20 protein-coding genes and 2 pseudogenes are annotated in these 15,162 nt (G+C 40.8%); 14 read left to right on the plus strand and 8 right to left on the minus strand.

Annotated elements, in window-relative coordinates; all coding sequences use genetic code 11:
• The 3 genes and pseudogenes from GNF10_RS18790 to GNF10_RS18800 all read right to left on the minus strand — a co-directional run.
• A pseudogene (locus GNF10_RS18790) lies at nucleotides 1–762 on the minus strand (transposase); the annotation flags it as partial.
• A gap of 668 nt (nucleotides 763–1,430) precedes the next feature.
• A complete protein-coding gene (acpP, locus tag GNF10_RS18795) occupies nucleotides 1,431–1,667 on the minus strand; it encodes an acyl carrier protein (protein ID WP_185587317.1) in 237 nt (78 codons plus the stop codon).
• A 164-nt stretch (nucleotides 1,668–1,831) separates the two neighbouring features.
• Nucleotides 1,832–2,014: a hypothetical protein gene (locus GNF10_RS18800; RefSeq protein WP_185587315.1), complete on the minus strand. Its 183-nt coding sequence runs from the start codon at nucleotides 2,012–2,014 to the stop codon at nucleotides 1,832–1,834.
• Between the two features lie 408 nt (nucleotides 2,015–2,422).
• On the opposite strand from GNF10_RS18800, the gene GNF10_RS18805 reads away from it, so the two are divergent.
• On the plus strand, nucleotides 2,423–5,245 hold the full coding sequence (locus tag GNF10_RS18805) for a pentapeptide repeat-containing protein (RefSeq protein ID WP_185587313.1): 2,823 nt from the start codon (nucleotides 2,423–2,425) through the stop codon (nucleotides 5,243–5,245).
• A 7-nt stretch (nucleotides 5,246–5,252) separates the two neighbouring features.
• Nucleotides 5,253–5,738, plus strand: a complete 486-nt coding sequence (locus tag GNF10_RS18810; RefSeq protein ID WP_185587311.1) for a gluconokinase — start codon at nucleotides 5,253–5,255, stop codon at nucleotides 5,736–5,738.
• Nucleotides 5,739–6,194: 456 nt separating this feature from the next.
• Here GNF10_RS18810 and GNF10_RS18815 read toward each other — a convergent pair whose 3' ends face one another.
• The gene (locus GNF10_RS18815) at nucleotides 6,195–6,386 is read right to left on the minus strand and encodes a hypothetical protein (protein ID WP_260445978.1); all 192 of its coding nucleotides are present in this window, start codon (nucleotides 6,384–6,386) and stop codon (nucleotides 6,195–6,197) included.
• A gap of 74 nt (nucleotides 6,387–6,460) precedes the next feature.
• Between GNF10_RS18815 and GNF10_RS37930 the strand changes: the two genes are divergently transcribed.
• Together GNF10_RS37930 and GNF10_RS37935 are read left to right on the plus strand one after the other, a co-directional pair.
• A complete protein-coding gene (locus GNF10_RS37930) occupies nucleotides 6,461–6,871 on the plus strand; it encodes a transposase (RefSeq protein WP_221643514.1) in 411 nt (136 codons plus the stop codon).
• The gene (locus GNF10_RS37935) at nucleotides 6,872–7,177 is read left to right on the plus strand and encodes a hypothetical protein (protein ID WP_221643513.1); all 306 of its coding nucleotides are present in this window, start codon (nucleotides 6,872–6,874) and stop codon (nucleotides 7,175–7,177) included. It begins immediately after the preceding gene.
• Between the two features lie 53 nt (nucleotides 7,178–7,230).
• On the opposite strand, the gene GNF10_RS18825 is transcribed toward GNF10_RS37935, so the two are convergent.
• Both GNF10_RS18825 and GNF10_RS18830 read right to left on the minus strand, forming a co-directional pair.
• Nucleotides 7,231–7,605 (minus strand): hypothetical protein, encoded by a 375-nt coding sequence (locus GNF10_RS18825; RefSeq protein ID WP_185587309.1) that lies wholly within the window; start codon nucleotides 7,603–7,605, stop codon nucleotides 7,231–7,233.
• Nucleotides 7,602–7,934 carry a DUF5674 family protein gene (locus tag GNF10_RS18830; RefSeq protein WP_185587307.1) on the minus strand — a complete coding sequence of 111 codons (333 nt, stop codon included), beginning with the start codon at nucleotides 7,932–7,934 and terminating at the stop codon, nucleotides 7,602–7,604. Before GNF10_RS18830 ends, GNF10_RS18825 begins: the two co-directional genes overlap by 4 nt.
• Nucleotides 7,935–7,972: 38 nt before the next feature.
• On the opposite strand from GNF10_RS18830, the gene GNF10_RS18835 reads away from it, so the two are divergent.
• From GNF10_RS18835 to GNF10_RS18845, 3 genes are all read left to right on the plus strand, one after another.
• Nucleotides 7,973–8,185: a hypothetical protein gene (locus GNF10_RS18835; RefSeq protein WP_185587305.1), complete on the plus strand. Its 213-nt coding sequence runs from the start codon at nucleotides 7,973–7,975 to the stop codon at nucleotides 8,183–8,185.
• A 13-nt stretch (nucleotides 8,186–8,198) separates the two neighbouring features.
• Nucleotides 8,199–8,519, plus strand: a complete 321-nt coding sequence (locus tag GNF10_RS18840; RefSeq protein ID WP_185580451.1) for a hypothetical protein — start codon at nucleotides 8,199–8,201, stop codon at nucleotides 8,517–8,519.
• Between the two features lie 414 nt (nucleotides 8,520–8,933).
• Nucleotides 8,934–9,158 (plus strand): hypothetical protein, encoded by a 225-nt coding sequence (locus tag GNF10_RS18845; protein ID WP_185580452.1) that lies wholly within the window; start codon nucleotides 8,934–8,936, stop codon nucleotides 9,156–9,158.
• Between the two features lie 545 nt (nucleotides 9,159–9,703).
• Here GNF10_RS18845 and GNF10_RS18850 read toward each other — a convergent pair.
• Complete coding sequence (locus GNF10_RS18850) at nucleotides 9,704–10,162, minus strand: DNA-binding protein (RefSeq protein ID WP_185580453.1); 459 nt, start codon at nucleotides 10,160–10,162, stop codon at nucleotides 9,704–9,706.
• A 244-nt stretch (nucleotides 10,163–10,406) separates the two neighbouring features.
• The gene (locus GNF10_RS18855; RefSeq protein ID WP_260445977.1) at nucleotides 10,407–10,637 is read right to left on the minus strand and encodes a hypothetical protein; all 231 of its coding nucleotides are present in this window, start codon (nucleotides 10,635–10,637) and stop codon (nucleotides 10,407–10,409) included.
• A gap of 149 nt (nucleotides 10,638–10,786) precedes the next feature.
• On the opposite strand from GNF10_RS18855, the gene GNF10_RS18860 reads away from it, so the two are divergent.
• From GNF10_RS18860 to GNF10_RS18890, 7 genes and pseudogenes are all read left to right on the plus strand, one after another.
• Nucleotides 10,787–11,296 (plus strand): hypothetical protein, encoded by a 510-nt coding sequence (locus tag GNF10_RS18860; RefSeq protein WP_185580455.1) that lies wholly within the window; start codon nucleotides 10,787–10,789, stop codon nucleotides 11,294–11,296.
• A gap of 65 nt (nucleotides 11,297–11,361) precedes the next feature.
• A complete protein-coding gene (locus GNF10_RS18865; RefSeq protein ID WP_185580456.1) occupies nucleotides 11,362–11,682 on the plus strand; it encodes a hypothetical protein in 321 nt (106 codons plus the stop codon).
• 17 nt (nucleotides 11,683–11,699) lie between these two features.
• The gene (locus tag GNF10_RS18870; protein ID WP_185580457.1) at nucleotides 11,700–12,140 is read left to right on the plus strand and encodes a hypothetical protein; all 441 of its coding nucleotides are present in this window, start codon (nucleotides 11,700–11,702) and stop codon (nucleotides 12,138–12,140) included.
• Between the two features lie 199 nt (nucleotides 12,141–12,339).
• Nucleotides 12,340–12,627 (plus strand): hypothetical protein, encoded by a 288-nt coding sequence (locus tag GNF10_RS18875; protein WP_185580458.1) that lies wholly within the window; start codon nucleotides 12,340–12,342, stop codon nucleotides 12,625–12,627.
• A 65-nt stretch (nucleotides 12,628–12,692) separates the two neighbouring features.
• A complete protein-coding gene (locus GNF10_RS18880; protein WP_185607199.1) occupies nucleotides 12,693–12,896 on the plus strand; it encodes a four helix bundle protein in 204 nt (67 codons plus the stop codon).
• 140 nt (nucleotides 12,897–13,036) lie between these two features.
• A pseudogene (locus GNF10_RS18885) lies at nucleotides 13,037–13,267 on the plus strand (four helix bundle protein); the annotation flags it as partial.
• Nucleotides 13,268–13,349: 82 nt separating this feature from the next.
• Entirely contained in the window at nucleotides 13,350–14,891 is a 1,542-nt protein-coding gene (locus GNF10_RS18890; RefSeq protein WP_185587169.1) for a hypothetical protein, read from the plus strand.
• The last annotated feature ends 271 nt before the right edge of the window (nucleotides 14,892–15,162 follow it).

The following is a 15,162-nucleotide window of genomic DNA, read 5'->3' on the forward strand; positions in this document are numbered from 1 at the left end:
GCATAAAATTGCTGTACCCATATTTGACGCAGGGTTTCTACTCCTGGTATTTGTCTTAACCACTGTGGCGCAGTTGGGTCATAGATTGCGTCTAACAGCGCCAAACCGTCTGCTCCAATTGTGCTGCCTAGAGCTTCTCGCTCGGAGTCAAGCTTTGGTAAACGATAATTTTCTACACGACGACCATAGCGGTCAAACCAATCAGGCTGAATATTTGTTGCTAACCAGTCAGGTGCTACAACTGCTAAACTATCGAGCGCAACGCGCATCCCTTCCCCCAATGTCTCTAATCGATTGAGGGTGCGTATTGCACCTAAAACATGGGTTGAATCAGTACGCTGTCGCCGATGGGTTTTGAGCAATCCTGATTCCTTCAAGCGATGTAGCAATATATCTAGTAGTTTTTGCTCTGCGCCACCTGCAAGTAATCGAGTGCGAAACTCACTCTCGTATTGAATAGTCAAAGCCAGAGTCGGTTAAAGCCAGGCTCAACATATATTTCCAGTCAATATGTCCACGTACTGCATCTGCCGCTTGTCGGTCAGATAAATTCTCCATAAATTGCATTATGCACACCAATGCTAACCGCCAAGGTGTATACGCTGGCTGCCCATTTTGTGGAAATAAGTCCGCAAATACTTCCTCCTCAAAGATACTTCCCAAGGTATCCCGGATCTTCATGTAAATATTTCCTTTTGGGAAAGATGCACGCGCCACCTCTACTGTTTGTTGAGGTATGTCGGGGATATTTTGAGGATGCATCGACATGGTAACAATTTATCTAAGCGTTCAGGATTTAATTATCCTATCGCTGCGGAAGTAATCAGAATTTTCGTGCAATATTACGTTGCCAAAATTGTTAAGCAATATTTCGCCAACAGTGTCTTAGATCCACCCCAAAACCTCACTTTCATTCCTCTCGCCTAACATATTGGCGTATCACTTTTTGCACCTGCACGCTTTGATTGCAAAACCTTGGCGATCACCAAAGTTTTGCTTAAATCATTGACGTAATGGATTATATAGCGATCGCCTTGATCAATGCATCGAACAAAGATCCAAGTTTTGACTAGGATCTTTGTCCTATATAATTAATACTTGTGTAAAGTAATGAGAGTGGCGATACCTACGATGGGCTACGCCAACCTCACCATTCCATGAAGACTGAGCAAATATTTGCCCACCTTCTTTAGACAAGTTGAGCAAACAGCAGACAACTAGGGTTTCAGCACGTTATCAGGAAACTTCCCTTGCACATTCTCAACCAAACTTTGTGTAGAGATATTCCGATACAACATCTTTACGCAATGCAACATTTCTACAAAAAGCGCGTGGTATTTTACATGAGATTACTTATGACAACAAAGCTTTTCACTGCCATGAAACAGTAGATTATTCTAATTCTCTGTTACCAGTTTTTCAATTCAAACTTATGCTTGGTAAGAATTTATGTAATCTATAGCTGCTTGTACTGTAGTAATTTTTTCAGCTTCTTCATCAGGAATTTCGGTGTCGAATTCTTCCTCAAGTGCGATAATTAGTTCCACACTATCTGGTTCGGTAGCACCTAAATCTTCTACAAAACTAGCACTGTTGACAACTTCCTCCTGCTTTACACCTAGTTGTTCACCAATGATCTTCTTGACTCTTTCCTCAATAGTACTCATAACTAATAACTTGTGTAACTGTCTATCAACTGTGTGGTAGTTACCAAGTTACAGCTTATCAACAGTCAAATCAAGGGTTATTACAAAATGTCCTACTTAACCCACTTTTCGCACTTGTCCAAACAAGTAATCCTGTAGCTAAATATATAATTATTAATTTGTTGCTACCAATTCACCAATACCCCATCCACAAACGCAATCCCCCACTGCGGAAACTTCGCCAATAGTTTTTTGATCACAATCTGCAAAGCAGGGTCATCATTCCAGCACTTTTTCAAGAAGTCAAACCCCGGATTCTCGCCCGAATTCGCCGCAACTTTGAGTTTTTGCATACGTTCTGGTCGCATATTTGACCTCGCTACAATCGCCTCATGCGACCATTTTTCAGGACTGGGCACGGGCGGCGCGGAACTTTCGTCTTAATCAACTGCTTTGACTTCTACACCAGAGACTTGGTTTTCTCCTGACAACAAAGCTGAATTTCCCTGTTCTACCTGCCCCTGTGTTTGATTAGCGATCGCTTCCTTGGAAGAAAATTCATTTTAGGTAACGGGTGTGGCGGAATCAGTGCCTTCAATAAAGTCTTTCAGTTCCCCTTCATAGCTCTGAGGCTTGCATAGATGTATTGCAAGTTGAGTAATTTAATTACTACAAAAGAAATAATGTGTTACATTCCGTAAAAGCGCACACTGAGGATGTATGTAAAGTATTGCCTAGCGTTTCATTAGCAAAACTTTCACACAGGAAATTGAGTAGTGGTAAAAATCAAGCAGATTTGGCAGAGATTGATTCCTAAGCCCCAGCACATAGAAAAAGTAGGAGATGTTGTAGAGTCTGGGGCAGAAGTTTCTAAAGCTGTTCTAGAATTTGCGATCGCCCTGGGTGTACTAGCTAGTGGCCCATCAGTATCAGTGATAGCTGCTGGGTTATCGTTTGTAGGGATTGCTCGAAATGGGTTAAAACTATTGAGTCAGAAAACAAGCCAAAAGTTTGAGATAGAAGAATGGGTAGCGGTTGCTTGTCCACTAGCTTATATCAATAGCTTTAATGCTTTAGTACAGAGAGATGTTTGGTTAGAAGAAAGGCTGGATGCAGAGATAACAAATCAAGAAGTTCAACCTCAGTTGAATAAGCTGGGGGAAATAGAATTAAGTAATAGTCAAGCTGAAAAAGCATTGACAAATTTTCCAAATTCGATACTAGGACAGTCTTTAAATCAGCAATTATCAACTTACTTACAACAGGCTGGAATAGAGCAGGAGATTACTTCCATAATTACGGGGTGGGTTGCCTGGGACACATATAACTATATAAAACAACTTTTCTCCTATGAACCAGAAGATGTCCGTCAAGTTTTAAGTTTGATGATAACGGCAGCACAAGAGGTAAGAGCAAATGAAAAATACGCCAACATAGAGTTATATCTGAGAGAGCAGATATCATCATCACCCAGCGAGCCAATACTATTGGAGCGATGGAAAGTAATAGGTGAAGAATTTAAAATATCTGAAATTTATGTGTCATTGAAAGCTCAGTTGTTAGATAACAATGGTCAACTCAAAGCGTATGAATTGGCTGTTAATTTAGAGAATTGGGTAAGAGAGCAACTGAATAAAGTCGATAGAAATCGCCAAGTCATCTTTATTCAAGCAGGGCCAGGAAGAGGGAAAAGTGTGTTCTGTAAAATGTTTGCAGATTGGGTGAGGCAAAACGAGCATCCTCGTTGGACACCAATTCTGATTCGTTTGCAGGATATCAGAATATTGGAGAAGGATTTTGAAGAGACTTTGCGAAAGGCAGTAGACTGGAATTTCGCCAAAAATGACTTTGGCTGGTTGAGTGATTGTAATATCCGCTTTCTATTTATATTGGATGGCTTCGATGAGTTGTTGATGGAAGGCAGAAGCAGCGGTGGACTAGAAGAATTTTTGAAGCAAGTGGGGCGCTTCCAAGAAAGCTGTGCTAATAACCCCGAAAAAGCTCATCAGGTAATAATTACAGGCAGAACACTTGCATTACAAAGTATTGAGCGCTTCTTGCTACCTGACAATCTGGCTCGTATAGAAATTCTCCCAATGGATGATATTTCCCAAAAGCAGTGGTTTGCTAACTGGGAGCGGTTAGTAAAACAGGAAAAAAATCCTACCTTTCAACAGTTTCTACAAGATAAACGCTGTCCAAAACGAATTCGAGGCTCAAAGGATGAGGTTGGGTTAGCTCAAGAGCCGCTTTTACTTTACCTATTGGCAGCAATGTATCGGGATGGTGAATTAACCATTGAACTGTTTGCAAAGACTAGTGTGATTGGAGCAAAAATTTTAATTTATGAAAAGGCACTGGGTTGGGTACTTACCAAACAACGTTCCAAATATTTAAACCGCTCTCTGACCGAGATGGAAATCGAGGACTTGCGACGTATTCTAGCAGAAGCGGCTGTCTGTGCTGTGCAATCAGGCAAGGAATATGCAGCAATTCCAATGATTGAAGCGCGAATGAATCAAGATAATCGAGCCAAGGAATTGCTGAAGAAAACACAGCAGCGCTTACAAGACAATCCTTTGAGAAATGCTTTAGCAGTATTCTATTTACAAGCAAGCACTAAAGGGCTGGGTTCAGTTGAGTTTACCCATAAGAGCTTTGGAGAATTTTTTTGCGCTGAACGTTTCAAGGAATTTTTGGAAGATTGGTCAAAGCCTGGAGATAAACGTAGAAATCTTTACTATATTGATGACGAGACGATGGATCGCCAGATTTACAATTTGTTCTGGTATGGGAGACTAACGTCTGAGATTGTGGAATATTTGATGGAGTTGCTGATCAATCATTCCGAGTTTGATCCAGACTGTTTGTTTGAGCGTTTGAAGAGGTTCTATTTTCAATGGAGTAATGGAGAATTTATTGATGCGCCATCTGGCAACTTACCGTTCAATACTTATGTGGAAATAAAACAGCACAAAATTCTTTCAGGAATAAGGCAAGTCGATATCTATGTTGGGCTAAATGTGATGATTTTGCTGCTAGAACTGCATCGTTATATCCAATTTCAAAATCAGCTAAAAGATAAAAAGACCTTTTTTCTGTGTGGACACACTGATACAGAAGATTTTGATAAGGATAGATTGCTTCGGATTATTGCTTATAGTAACTGTATATCTGGTTATACGTTTCAACGTGTAGTTGGGAAATTTCTCTCTAACGTCGATCTTTCTGATTGCCGCATTTTTAGTGCTTACCTTCCTAAAACTAATTTCCAAAATGCCAACTTGAGCCATGCAGATGTAAGTAGGGTTAGTTTTGCTGCGGCAAACTTAATGAGCGTTAACTTCACTGGAGCTAATCTCAGCCGCACCAATTTAAGTCAGGCTAACTTAGAAAATGCCAATTTCAGCCAGGCTAATCTCTTTGGAACAAACTTTTTTGGCGCTAACCTCAAAAGTATTACCTGGGACGAGCAAACAAAGTGGAATGATGCTCAATGTATAGAAAAAGCAATAAATGTTCCAGCAGCATTGCTGCAAGAGTTAGGGATAGTCCTGAAGCCTTCTACACGAAATTTACCACCTAAAGATTTAGATTGAGGAAATTATGATTGTAATTTTGATGGGAGTTGCCGGATCTGGCAAAACCACAATTGGTCAAGCACTTGCAGCTGCAACGGGATGGGAATTTAGCGATGCAGACTCCTTTCACTCAGGAGCAGCAAAGGAAAAGATGGCCAAAGGCGAACCATTAACTGATATAGATCGCGCACCCTGGTTACAGATAATGCAAAATTCTATCACTCAATGGTTACAAGAAGAGAAAAACGTCATCTTGGCTTGCTCGGCCTTGAAAGCTAGTTATCGCCAAATGCTCTATTGCGATCTTCCACAGGTGCATCTATTTTATCTGAAAGGAAGCTATGAGTTGATTGAGCAAAGATTGCATAATCGCATCGGGCATTTCATGAAAGCTGGTCTTTTACAAAGCCAGTTTAAAACGCTGGAGGAACCAACCCAAGCAGAAGCAATTTATATTGATATTTCACAAAATTTAGAGGTGATTGTTCAAGATATAAAAAATTACCTATAGCTGGCTGTCCATTACTAGCTATACAAGCAATCGCTCCCACATCACTTACCTATCCCCTACTCACAGATGCAGCTAGCAAAATAGGCGAGGGTACGTTATATTTTTTTCAGTCACTAGGTTCCCCACAAAGCAGTTCTTAGATAGTTCCTGTAGGCAAAAAAGCCCTAAGATTCAGTATTGAAAAAAGAGGTATTGATTATAAACACAAACTTAGAAGAATTCTCATATCTATGGAATAGCCCAGAATCTGATTGGGCACTGTTAAAATTCTATGCTTCACTTTCAGAAAAAGAACCAAGATATTTAATTGTAAACACGCAAACTAAGCGAGGTTTGCTAGTTCACGATGATACTCTATATCAGCTTCTAAAAGAAACTATGCTTGAGAAAAAAGTTCGCATTGTCTTAAGTTTCTAATAATGTTGTAGATTAAAACAACACTAAGAAAAGTATAAACTATCTCCATCGTGAGGCTTTCTGGAACCCTTTCTCTGACTGACTTTGATCTGAAATAGATGCTTCATACAAAGCACCCATTTCTTCAGAGCCAGCATCTTTGTCTGAAATCTCAGCATTTGATTCTTGTTTTTCAAAATTGGCTTTCTCCCAAAATTGCTTCATCCGACTGCCATGTAAATTCTTCACCATCCAACTAGCTGTTTCTCGGCCATCCTGAATTGACTTGTCCGGCTTGAAAATGAACTTTTTGTGCTTACGCCGATATGTTTACTATCAAAAAGTTTAATTGTGATGTCGTGTTTCGTAAACATCAATCTCGCACAACAACTATGCGAAAAGGTAAAATTATTGGAGATTGCGATAAATTAGTTACTTGGTATAAGCCGAAAACTTGCCCAAAAGGATTGGATAAAGATGAATTTAATGCTTTACCTCCTTCAATAACTGTGCGAGAGATTTACTATTATATTGTTATTCCTGGTTTTCGGACTCAACAAGTTAGCTTAATTACCAGTCTTTTAGATAAATCTTCTTATTCTACTCTGGCAATTGTTGGACTTTACGGCCAACGCTGGGATGTTGAACTAAATTTAAGACATCTCAAAACTACCTTGGGTATGGATATTCTGCGATGTAAAACACCTTCGATGATCCGCAAAGAAATTTACGTTTAAATGCTTGCTTACAATCTACTTCGTAGCTTAATGTGGTCGGCTGGAACTACTTATACTACCCCTCCAAATCGCCTATCACTGCAAGGTACTCGCCACCATTTAATTAACTTTATTCCCAAATTATTAGCAGCAACTTCTCAAAAACGCCACCAAATTTATCGCACTTTGCTAAAAGTTATTGCTCACAAGGCTGTTCCTGACCGTCCTGCTAGAAACGAACCACGAGTCCGTAAACGCCGCCCGAAAGCTTATCCCTTAATGACCAAACCCCGGCACGAATTACGAAAGCAGTTGCAAACTGCTTAATACACAAGCGTTTCGGCTTTTCTTAGTGCCATTCGAGTCAGAATTCACAGAGATCAGGCACTTAGTGATTCCGGTTCTGTACGTGATATTTCCAAAACCCGACGTAACCAATATGAAGTTTCAAGAGAAGCAGATTGCTTTTGTTCGACATCCGACCAAATATTCTCCCAATTAAACAGCCATCGAGTCAACAAACGACCTAAGTCAACTAACTCTGCTGCTCTATCAATGTCGTCTGCTTTTACCATGTCGGGTACAGTCCACTCAAGAAAGTACCGACTTTCTTTTACCAAAGGCAGCATCAATTCCTGCGACGAGCCTTGAGTCCACAAAGACTGAATTTGCTCAAGGTGTGCAGCTAGATGATGTAAACGGGTAGGCACATCATCTTGTATAAAAATTTGTTGTCTCGGTGTCAATTCGATCATAAATTTCCCAGGAATTCGATAATAATTTGAGCGACCCCTTCTCTAATATTAGAGTCCAATATCTCCATTGATCTATTTTGCGGGGGACGAAGATTGACAATTGATTCAAAAATCATCTTTTGAGTTACAGGCATGAAGCTTGCTGCCCAGATAGTTTTTTGCCGACTACCATCACCTAAAAGAGCCTGTTCGCAGTCATAGTGCAAATCACCACCACCAACCAACACCCGACGCTCGATATCGACTGCTGTTTTGATGTAGAACTTGTGTTCTTGGAGCATTTGTTCAAGTTGTTCCGGCGTAGCGCGTTCGCGTAACAGCAAAATCATTTAAATCATAACCTCTATCAGGGAAAGGCATTCTAATTATGGAACGGAATCAAGCACGAGTAATTGTTGTAAGTCTGACCAGCACCTTAGCGGCCATATCTATCGGATATTTAGGGGTGCAATTTTTTGGCAAGAATGCAATGTACATGATTGCGACAGGAATGTTTGGGCTGGGTACTGGGGGATCTATTGGTCAGATTTTGGTAGAGAAAAGGCAGCAGCGAGTAGTACAAACACAATTAAGACAATAATAGGAGCAATCGTATGGAAACTTTAAAAGTTGTCACTATTCCCAATGACTGGACATCACCAAAATACTCGTTCGGGCGAAGAACCAAGCAGGGAGTGATTGTTGGGATTCAGTATTATCCACCCAATAGTCTACTGACTGGCTTATGTAACGAATCTTGGCGTTATGCTCTGCTAGATAAAAACGATTTTTCTGAAGTGTCACATCTTGAAGAGGAGAAAATTCATCTAGTTACACCAAGCGAATTACGTGCTGAACTTCAAGCTGAGATTGAAGCGCATCAGCGTAAAATATTAATTCTCAAGTACCAAATAGGGGCAATATCTAATGCTTAAATCAGTATTCACGTACTCAGAAGCACCTCTAATAATAGATGACTTGATTAGACTTAGAGCCGACTTTTCACGGAATATGGAAAAGTCAGAGTTAGAAGGATAATGCTCAACTTTTTACAAAAGATGGCGATTCATCCCATACATTGAAGGAATGGGATGAATCGCCATTCGCCGTAAGAATCAATACTCATTACTATCGAGTATACAAAAATCGTGAGAGATTCGCGTAATGGCTAATAACTTATGCGACAGCTTCAAGTGTTGGCAATTAAGCACTCCTGTGTCAATTTCACAGATTAACCATGCCATCGACTTTGCTCTGTTTCAATAACTTATATAAAAGATTACACTTTTTCATCTGGGCAATGGGATTATGAAAAAAATGTTAAGGAAATATAATTTTTCGGTTAATTTATGCCCAAAGAATTATTCCCTTCATCATTTGAGTGTGATTGTGGCTATCAACTTCATTTTTTCGAGAACACAATCAAGGAAATGAAGTTGATGAGTAAACAGAAAAAAACTCTCCTTTGTGATGGAGCAGATCCAAAACACACTGTTGTATTTGAGCATGGGTTGATGGTCGATATCGAGTGCCCTAAACAAAAGAAGAAGAAAAACTTGCAAAGTAAAAAATAGAACGCTTAGGAAATAAAATTCAGCATCAGTCATGAAAAGCTTGTAGGGGATAGGGTGTAGAAAATCCCACACTTAAAAGCAGGCGTTCTATGAGCATCAGAGGCTGTCGATCGCACTTTATAAAAAAGCCCCAAAAACGGGGCTTTTTTTCATCCCTATTTTTTTTCGTCAAGTGGGCCGCTTTTCGCGTGACACCCATTCTGTATGGCTTTGAGTACTGTCTCTGCACGCTTATGTCACAGAGCAACTGTGCCGCTTCTTGTGACATTAACGGAAAAGCAAGGGTTCTGGGCGTTGCTAACATCATGCCGCTTTTTGTGACATCTATACGCAGCAAGGTTTTTGGATGTCACGGCACACCTGCCGGAATCCTGTGCCACTTTGTGACAGAGCAGTGCAAAAAAAAAGAGCGGCTAGAATTCAGGAGTCAGGAGTCAGGAGTCAGAAATCAGGAAACAAGAAAGGTATTCTGACAGAAAAAGTGGTGCTTTCTAGAGTTTGCTGGAGAACGTTCTAATCCCTGGTTCTGAATTCTAAATTCTTCTTCAAGAAGCAGCATTTCCTAATTCCAGCCATCTAATTAGTTCTTGTGGGGGAATAATTCTCGATACAGAGAAGGGAATACTGTGTTTTTCAGCCCAACGATACACAGTTCGCAAGCTGATTTTACGCTTTGTTCTGTCGTAGATATAATTCGGAAGTTCTCGCCCAGATAACGGAAAATCTGGTTCTTCTAAGTCGATACCAAATTGGGCAAAACGCTCTTGATCTTTTTTGAGTAACAATGAAACGTCTGACAAAGAATACCTTTTGAAGAGATTTTGACTTTTGAGATATGCAAGCCCTAACAAATAGCAGCATTCTTTCAATCTCACCTGTCGGGCGTACTGCTGTACACCACATATCCTTAACCATTTTCGCCAAGCTCTAATACTAATGCTTTTACCTAAGACGTGTTCGCAAGCTGTTTTTACCCAAGCAAGATTATACATATCTTGATACATATTGCCTCCATTAAAGAAGAATTCAGAATTCAGAAGTCAGAAGTCAGAAGTCAGCAATCTTGACGCTGCGCTATCCGCCAGCGATGCACTGAGTTTCGGCTACGCGGTAATCGAGCGAAGTCGAGATTCAACCACTGCTATTCTTTGTGTCGCACAAAATACCTTTCCTGTATTCTGGCTCCTGACTCGTGAATTCTGTTTTGATATTCTAATGCCCAGGTTTTCCCTGGGCGCTCCGTCTTTCTTAGTCTTCTACAGCATCAGAGTCATTCACCGCCTTAGAACGAAGACGTTTGTTAATCATTCTCTTGTTACTGCGCTCGACATAAATGCCAAAACCGTTTTCCCAAAATACACGGTGCAGTTCTGATAATTTCCAACCCTCAAACTCGGCCAGTTCCTCCGCTTCTTCAAATAGTGCTGTTGGCACGTAAAGTTCAATCCTGGTCATTCCCTGTGCTTTTGTTCTAGGCATTGTTGCATCCATATTTAATCACCCAGATTATCAAACGAGATTGGTTATGGGACAAGAACCCTACAAATAAACATTTTTAGGCTCTTATGTGATATGTAGCCAATATAGACTATATTAGTGGTGTAGTACCATATAAGAAACAAAATAATATGGAAAAAATCAAACAAATACTCATTTTGCAAGGGATTGAGTTTGATGAGGAGGAGATTTTATCTGTTGCCCAAGCTATTGGCATGGATGTTGATAATTTGAATGATGCCGAAGCCCAGGAAGTGGCAATTCAAGTTGTACAAGCCAAGAAATCAACTGCCCTGACCACTGCTAATGGCAAGTCCAAAAATGGCAATGGTAAATTAGGTAAGAACTCACCCCGCCGTAAATCCACTCCTCCATTACAAGGAGCGATCGCTCACGCATCTCAGGTTTCAAATCAAGAAATTCAATCTTTGGAGGATGTTCTCAACGTCGGGATTGATGCTTACACAACTGACAAAGCTGACCAGTTGTTATCGAAGATTCGCAATGCCCCCAAAGACGTGGTGAGTAAGTTTGTCTCCAAAGCGATGGAGGAAGAAGCTGACGTAGATTCCTTTCGTGCAATCGGTGACGAACTCGTTGCGGGTATTTTCGGCATTAGCCCAACAAATGCAGCCGAATAAATTCATTGGATTAGCAGCAGTACTGAATCTGCTGCTATTAACCCTCGTTTTGGGCGTGGCAATATATGGAGCAACAAGACCAAACCCATCGCAAAGCATTAAATATTCACCTGAAGAAGGACGGGGAGTTGAATCTGTCCGGCTTAACACTAGAAAATCTGACAACAGAAGAATTTCTGGTAGTCCAGCAAATTATTGACGAGTCAAAGGCGCGATCGCATTCCAATAGACAGATTGAGGAGTTAATGCAACGGGGAATGATGGCTCAAACTGCGATCGCAGCAATGACCGTTTTGATGTTTTCATTCATGGGGATATATGGCATAACCCGATATATCGGCTCACAAGTTCAACAAGTTCAGCAGAGTTATACCAATTTTAAGTAGTTAAAGGGGAGAAAGGAATGTTAGGTAAATGGCTTCCTGGTTTATTTGGCGGTAAAGGTGATGGAGTAGTATCAACGGATTTAAGAGTTGGGGATGCAACACAAATTGAGGGTAATTTACCTTCATCAATCCGCGAACGCTACACATTGCCAGCTTACACTACAGCAAAGCAGGTTCTTGATGAAGCAGAAGTGGCTGGCACTCTAAAAGCACAGAAGTGGTTGCACACTAAATTTTCCCGGCACAAGCTCAAACAGTTGCAATCTTTGGCAGAGATGTATAAAAACCAATTGGCATATTCCCAAGAAGCCATGAAGATTGAGGAAGATTTGCAGCGAACTAGGGCGTTACATGGGGAAGCGGTAATTCGTCATGCCTTCGGTTCCCAGGAACAGCAGCGTCAACTTGGGGGATACGAAAAAGCATTTGATGAAGTGGGAGATAGTTTCAGGTTTTGAAAGATGCTGAAAAAAACTTTTAGATTTTGTGGTGATACTTACACGGTAGAAGAAAACTGTCAACCAGAACCCCCGGACAAAGAGGCATATATTTGTCGAAACACCAAAGGGGATAATTTATACTTCTCCCGAACTGAGATTAGGGACAGCATTGTTGTTCTTGTGCCTCCCCCAAATTGTTAACGGGAGCTAGCTATATATGCAAATAAAACTATCTTTCGTTGGGTATGCAGTGTGTGGAGTTGGGCTATCAATGTTAATGGGATTTCTCTCAGTTGCCAGCCCAGTTAGTCAGTTTGTACTGTGGATCATTGGCATGATTTGCATTTGCGGTTTGGCAGTTGGTTTCTTTAACTTTGCTGGCTTAGTCGTCAAAGGATTCGGCTTCAACCGCAAGACTTTCACCATTGGCTTAATGCCTGGGGTGATATTCCTGTTTGTCTTCTTGACTTTAGTTGCAGCTGGTGTTGCCTTGGGGGTGCGTTAATTTTTGGGGAAAAGGGAAAAGGGAAAGGGGAAAGGGGAAAGGGGAAAAAGGGGGAAGGAAGAAAAATGGAGAGAAAGAAAGTTGAGAGCTTTGAAGATTTAAGAGTGTGGCAAAAAGGAATTGAGTTAGTTAAATGTATTTATTTAATTACTAAAGAAGGTGAGTTAAATAGAGATTTCGGTTTAAGAGACCAATTACAGAAAAGGGGAAAAGGGAAAGGGGGAAGGGGAAAAGGAAGCTTTGCAAAGTTCTTTCTCTATACGGTATAAGGCAAGTATTTTAAAGTCGTTAAACAAAAAAAATGAGATAGACAATGCGATATCTTAGCAGCAGGTAAATACTTGAAACCCCTGTTTTTTCCCTTTTCCCCTTTCCCTTTCCCCCTGATTCCTCATGACGTGCTTCTGTTTCAATACCCACAAATATCGCAGAAGGGTTTGAGCGATATTCTCGAAAAGAATATGTAAATTTTCTGAATATTGCGAAAGGATCTGCGGGAGAAGTTCGAAGTCTGTTAAGAGTCGCATTGGAAATTGGTTATTTAGAGCAACAAACTTACTTACAACTTTATAACCAAGCTTTAAATTTAAGTCGGATGTTATCTAATCAAATTCAATCTATAAATCAATCACCAAAGTAATAGAATCTTCCCCTTTTCCCTTTCCCCTTTTCCCTTTTCCCTTCTTCAGGTCAAAGTTAATTGAAAATTTCGAGGGTAAATTATGGGATTTGAATTACAACGTCTAACTGCCAGTAGCGTCATTCATGCCGAACGGAGTATTTTATGTTCTTTAGGAGCAAGTGCAGTGTTATGTCTGTCTGCTCCTTTTTTCTTAAATACTGACAGAATAACAACCGGGATGCTACTTGGCGCGGGAACAGTGAGTGCTGGCTTATTTGGGGTATCCGCCCAAATCAGCGAAAGTAAGGAAAAAGTTTACCAGTCTTTGCTAGAAGCTGACCTCAAAGCACTTAAACAGCATTTACAAGGTGAGGCTGTTTATGATTATGTCACTACTGCGATCGCTGCCAAACGCAGAGTTGCTGACTATGTGAATCGGCTACCAATGCAAGAGCGCCCCCGGTGGATAGCTGAATATCAGTTGCAAGGGTTGGTTACACTCCCAGAACCACCAGGACAACAATCACCTTCACCGACTGGTATTCCCAATCCCGATATTGCTGACATTGATGAAGAATCGGTGCAGTCTGTGATTAATCCGGGTGCGATGAAAGTTCTCCAAGCGATCGCTGCTAATTATCCTGAGTACATCAGAATTGATAGTGCTTGGATTGATGAACTGTGTAATGCTGCATCTAATCAAGATATGACTCTTCGCAGCAATCACCATTTCTACATTTCTGGTGGCACACAATCCGGCAAGTCAACTCTGGCTGGAGTGATTATTAATAAGATTGCTGCAAAATCTCAAACACCAGCAATTGTCATTGGCAGCGATCCAAAAGATGAAGTTACCAGATGGCTGTGCAAGTTCAGCCGTAAGTTTGACGGCATGAAAGCCTTAAGAGATTGGATTACTTTCGCCACTAACATGATTGACCAACAAAAAGCTAGGGTTGCAAAAGTTGGTGGTGAATGTCAGGGTGTTCCCGAATTATTTCTTGCACAGGATGAAGTTGACAGTGTTTATGGTGGTGGTAAGGGACTTCCGGGAATGGTTGATGCTGATACTGCCAAAGATTTGCAAGGTTTTTGGAACTATATCATTAAATTTACCGCCGGACTTAAAGGACATGGGGTGTTTATGGGCCAGTCCCCACTGTCAGGGGAAACCGGATTTAGTCGCCCGTCCTTAAAGAATGTCTGTTTTATTGCCACAGGGCAAACATCCTCTTATATTCTTGACCATCCCCAAGACTTTGTAAATGTCAAAAAAGAGATTTTGGAGATGTTACGCCAAGCTTGCGAACTACTAGATAAAGCTGGTGTACGTTATGCCTTAGTAATTCCCACTCGGTCTAATCCCTTCGTTGCCCTAATCCCGGAATTTGATATCAAAGGTCTGGAACAAAAACAGGATTCCAAACCGAATGCTGACACTGTTGATAGTTCTAAAAATAATCAACAATCCTCACAGCAGCAGGTTGACTGGTATCAAGAAATTAGAAAATGGGCAACAGAATTAGGGAGAAGACCGCATTTTCAGGAAATTAAACAGAAGTGGCACGAATTAACGGGGCAAGAGTTAAACGAAAAAGGCGTTACCCTACTGCTGGAAAATCTCGGCTACCCGGACAATTAAACTGGAATGCTCGATATGGTAATCCCAAACAGTACAAGAAACAAGTAGCAATCGCTCACCGAAAAACTCACAATTATTGTGTAGTCTGTCTGACTAAGAAAAGTGAAGAAATCCATCACGCTTACTACGGCAACGACATCATTGGTCAATCTACATTTCCTACGTGCTACCGTTGTCATAATGAGATTTCTCATAGTCCAATCAACTGGATAAAAAGTCGTAGTAATCCTGTTTAGGGGAATCGCAATACTGACGAATTTATTACGAGATT

The organism is Nostoc sp. UCD121 (genome assembly GCF_014222285.1).
In the GTDB taxonomy this organism is placed as follows: domain Bacteria; phylum Cyanobacteriota; class Cyanobacteriia; order Cyanobacteriales; family Nostocaceae; genus Nostoc.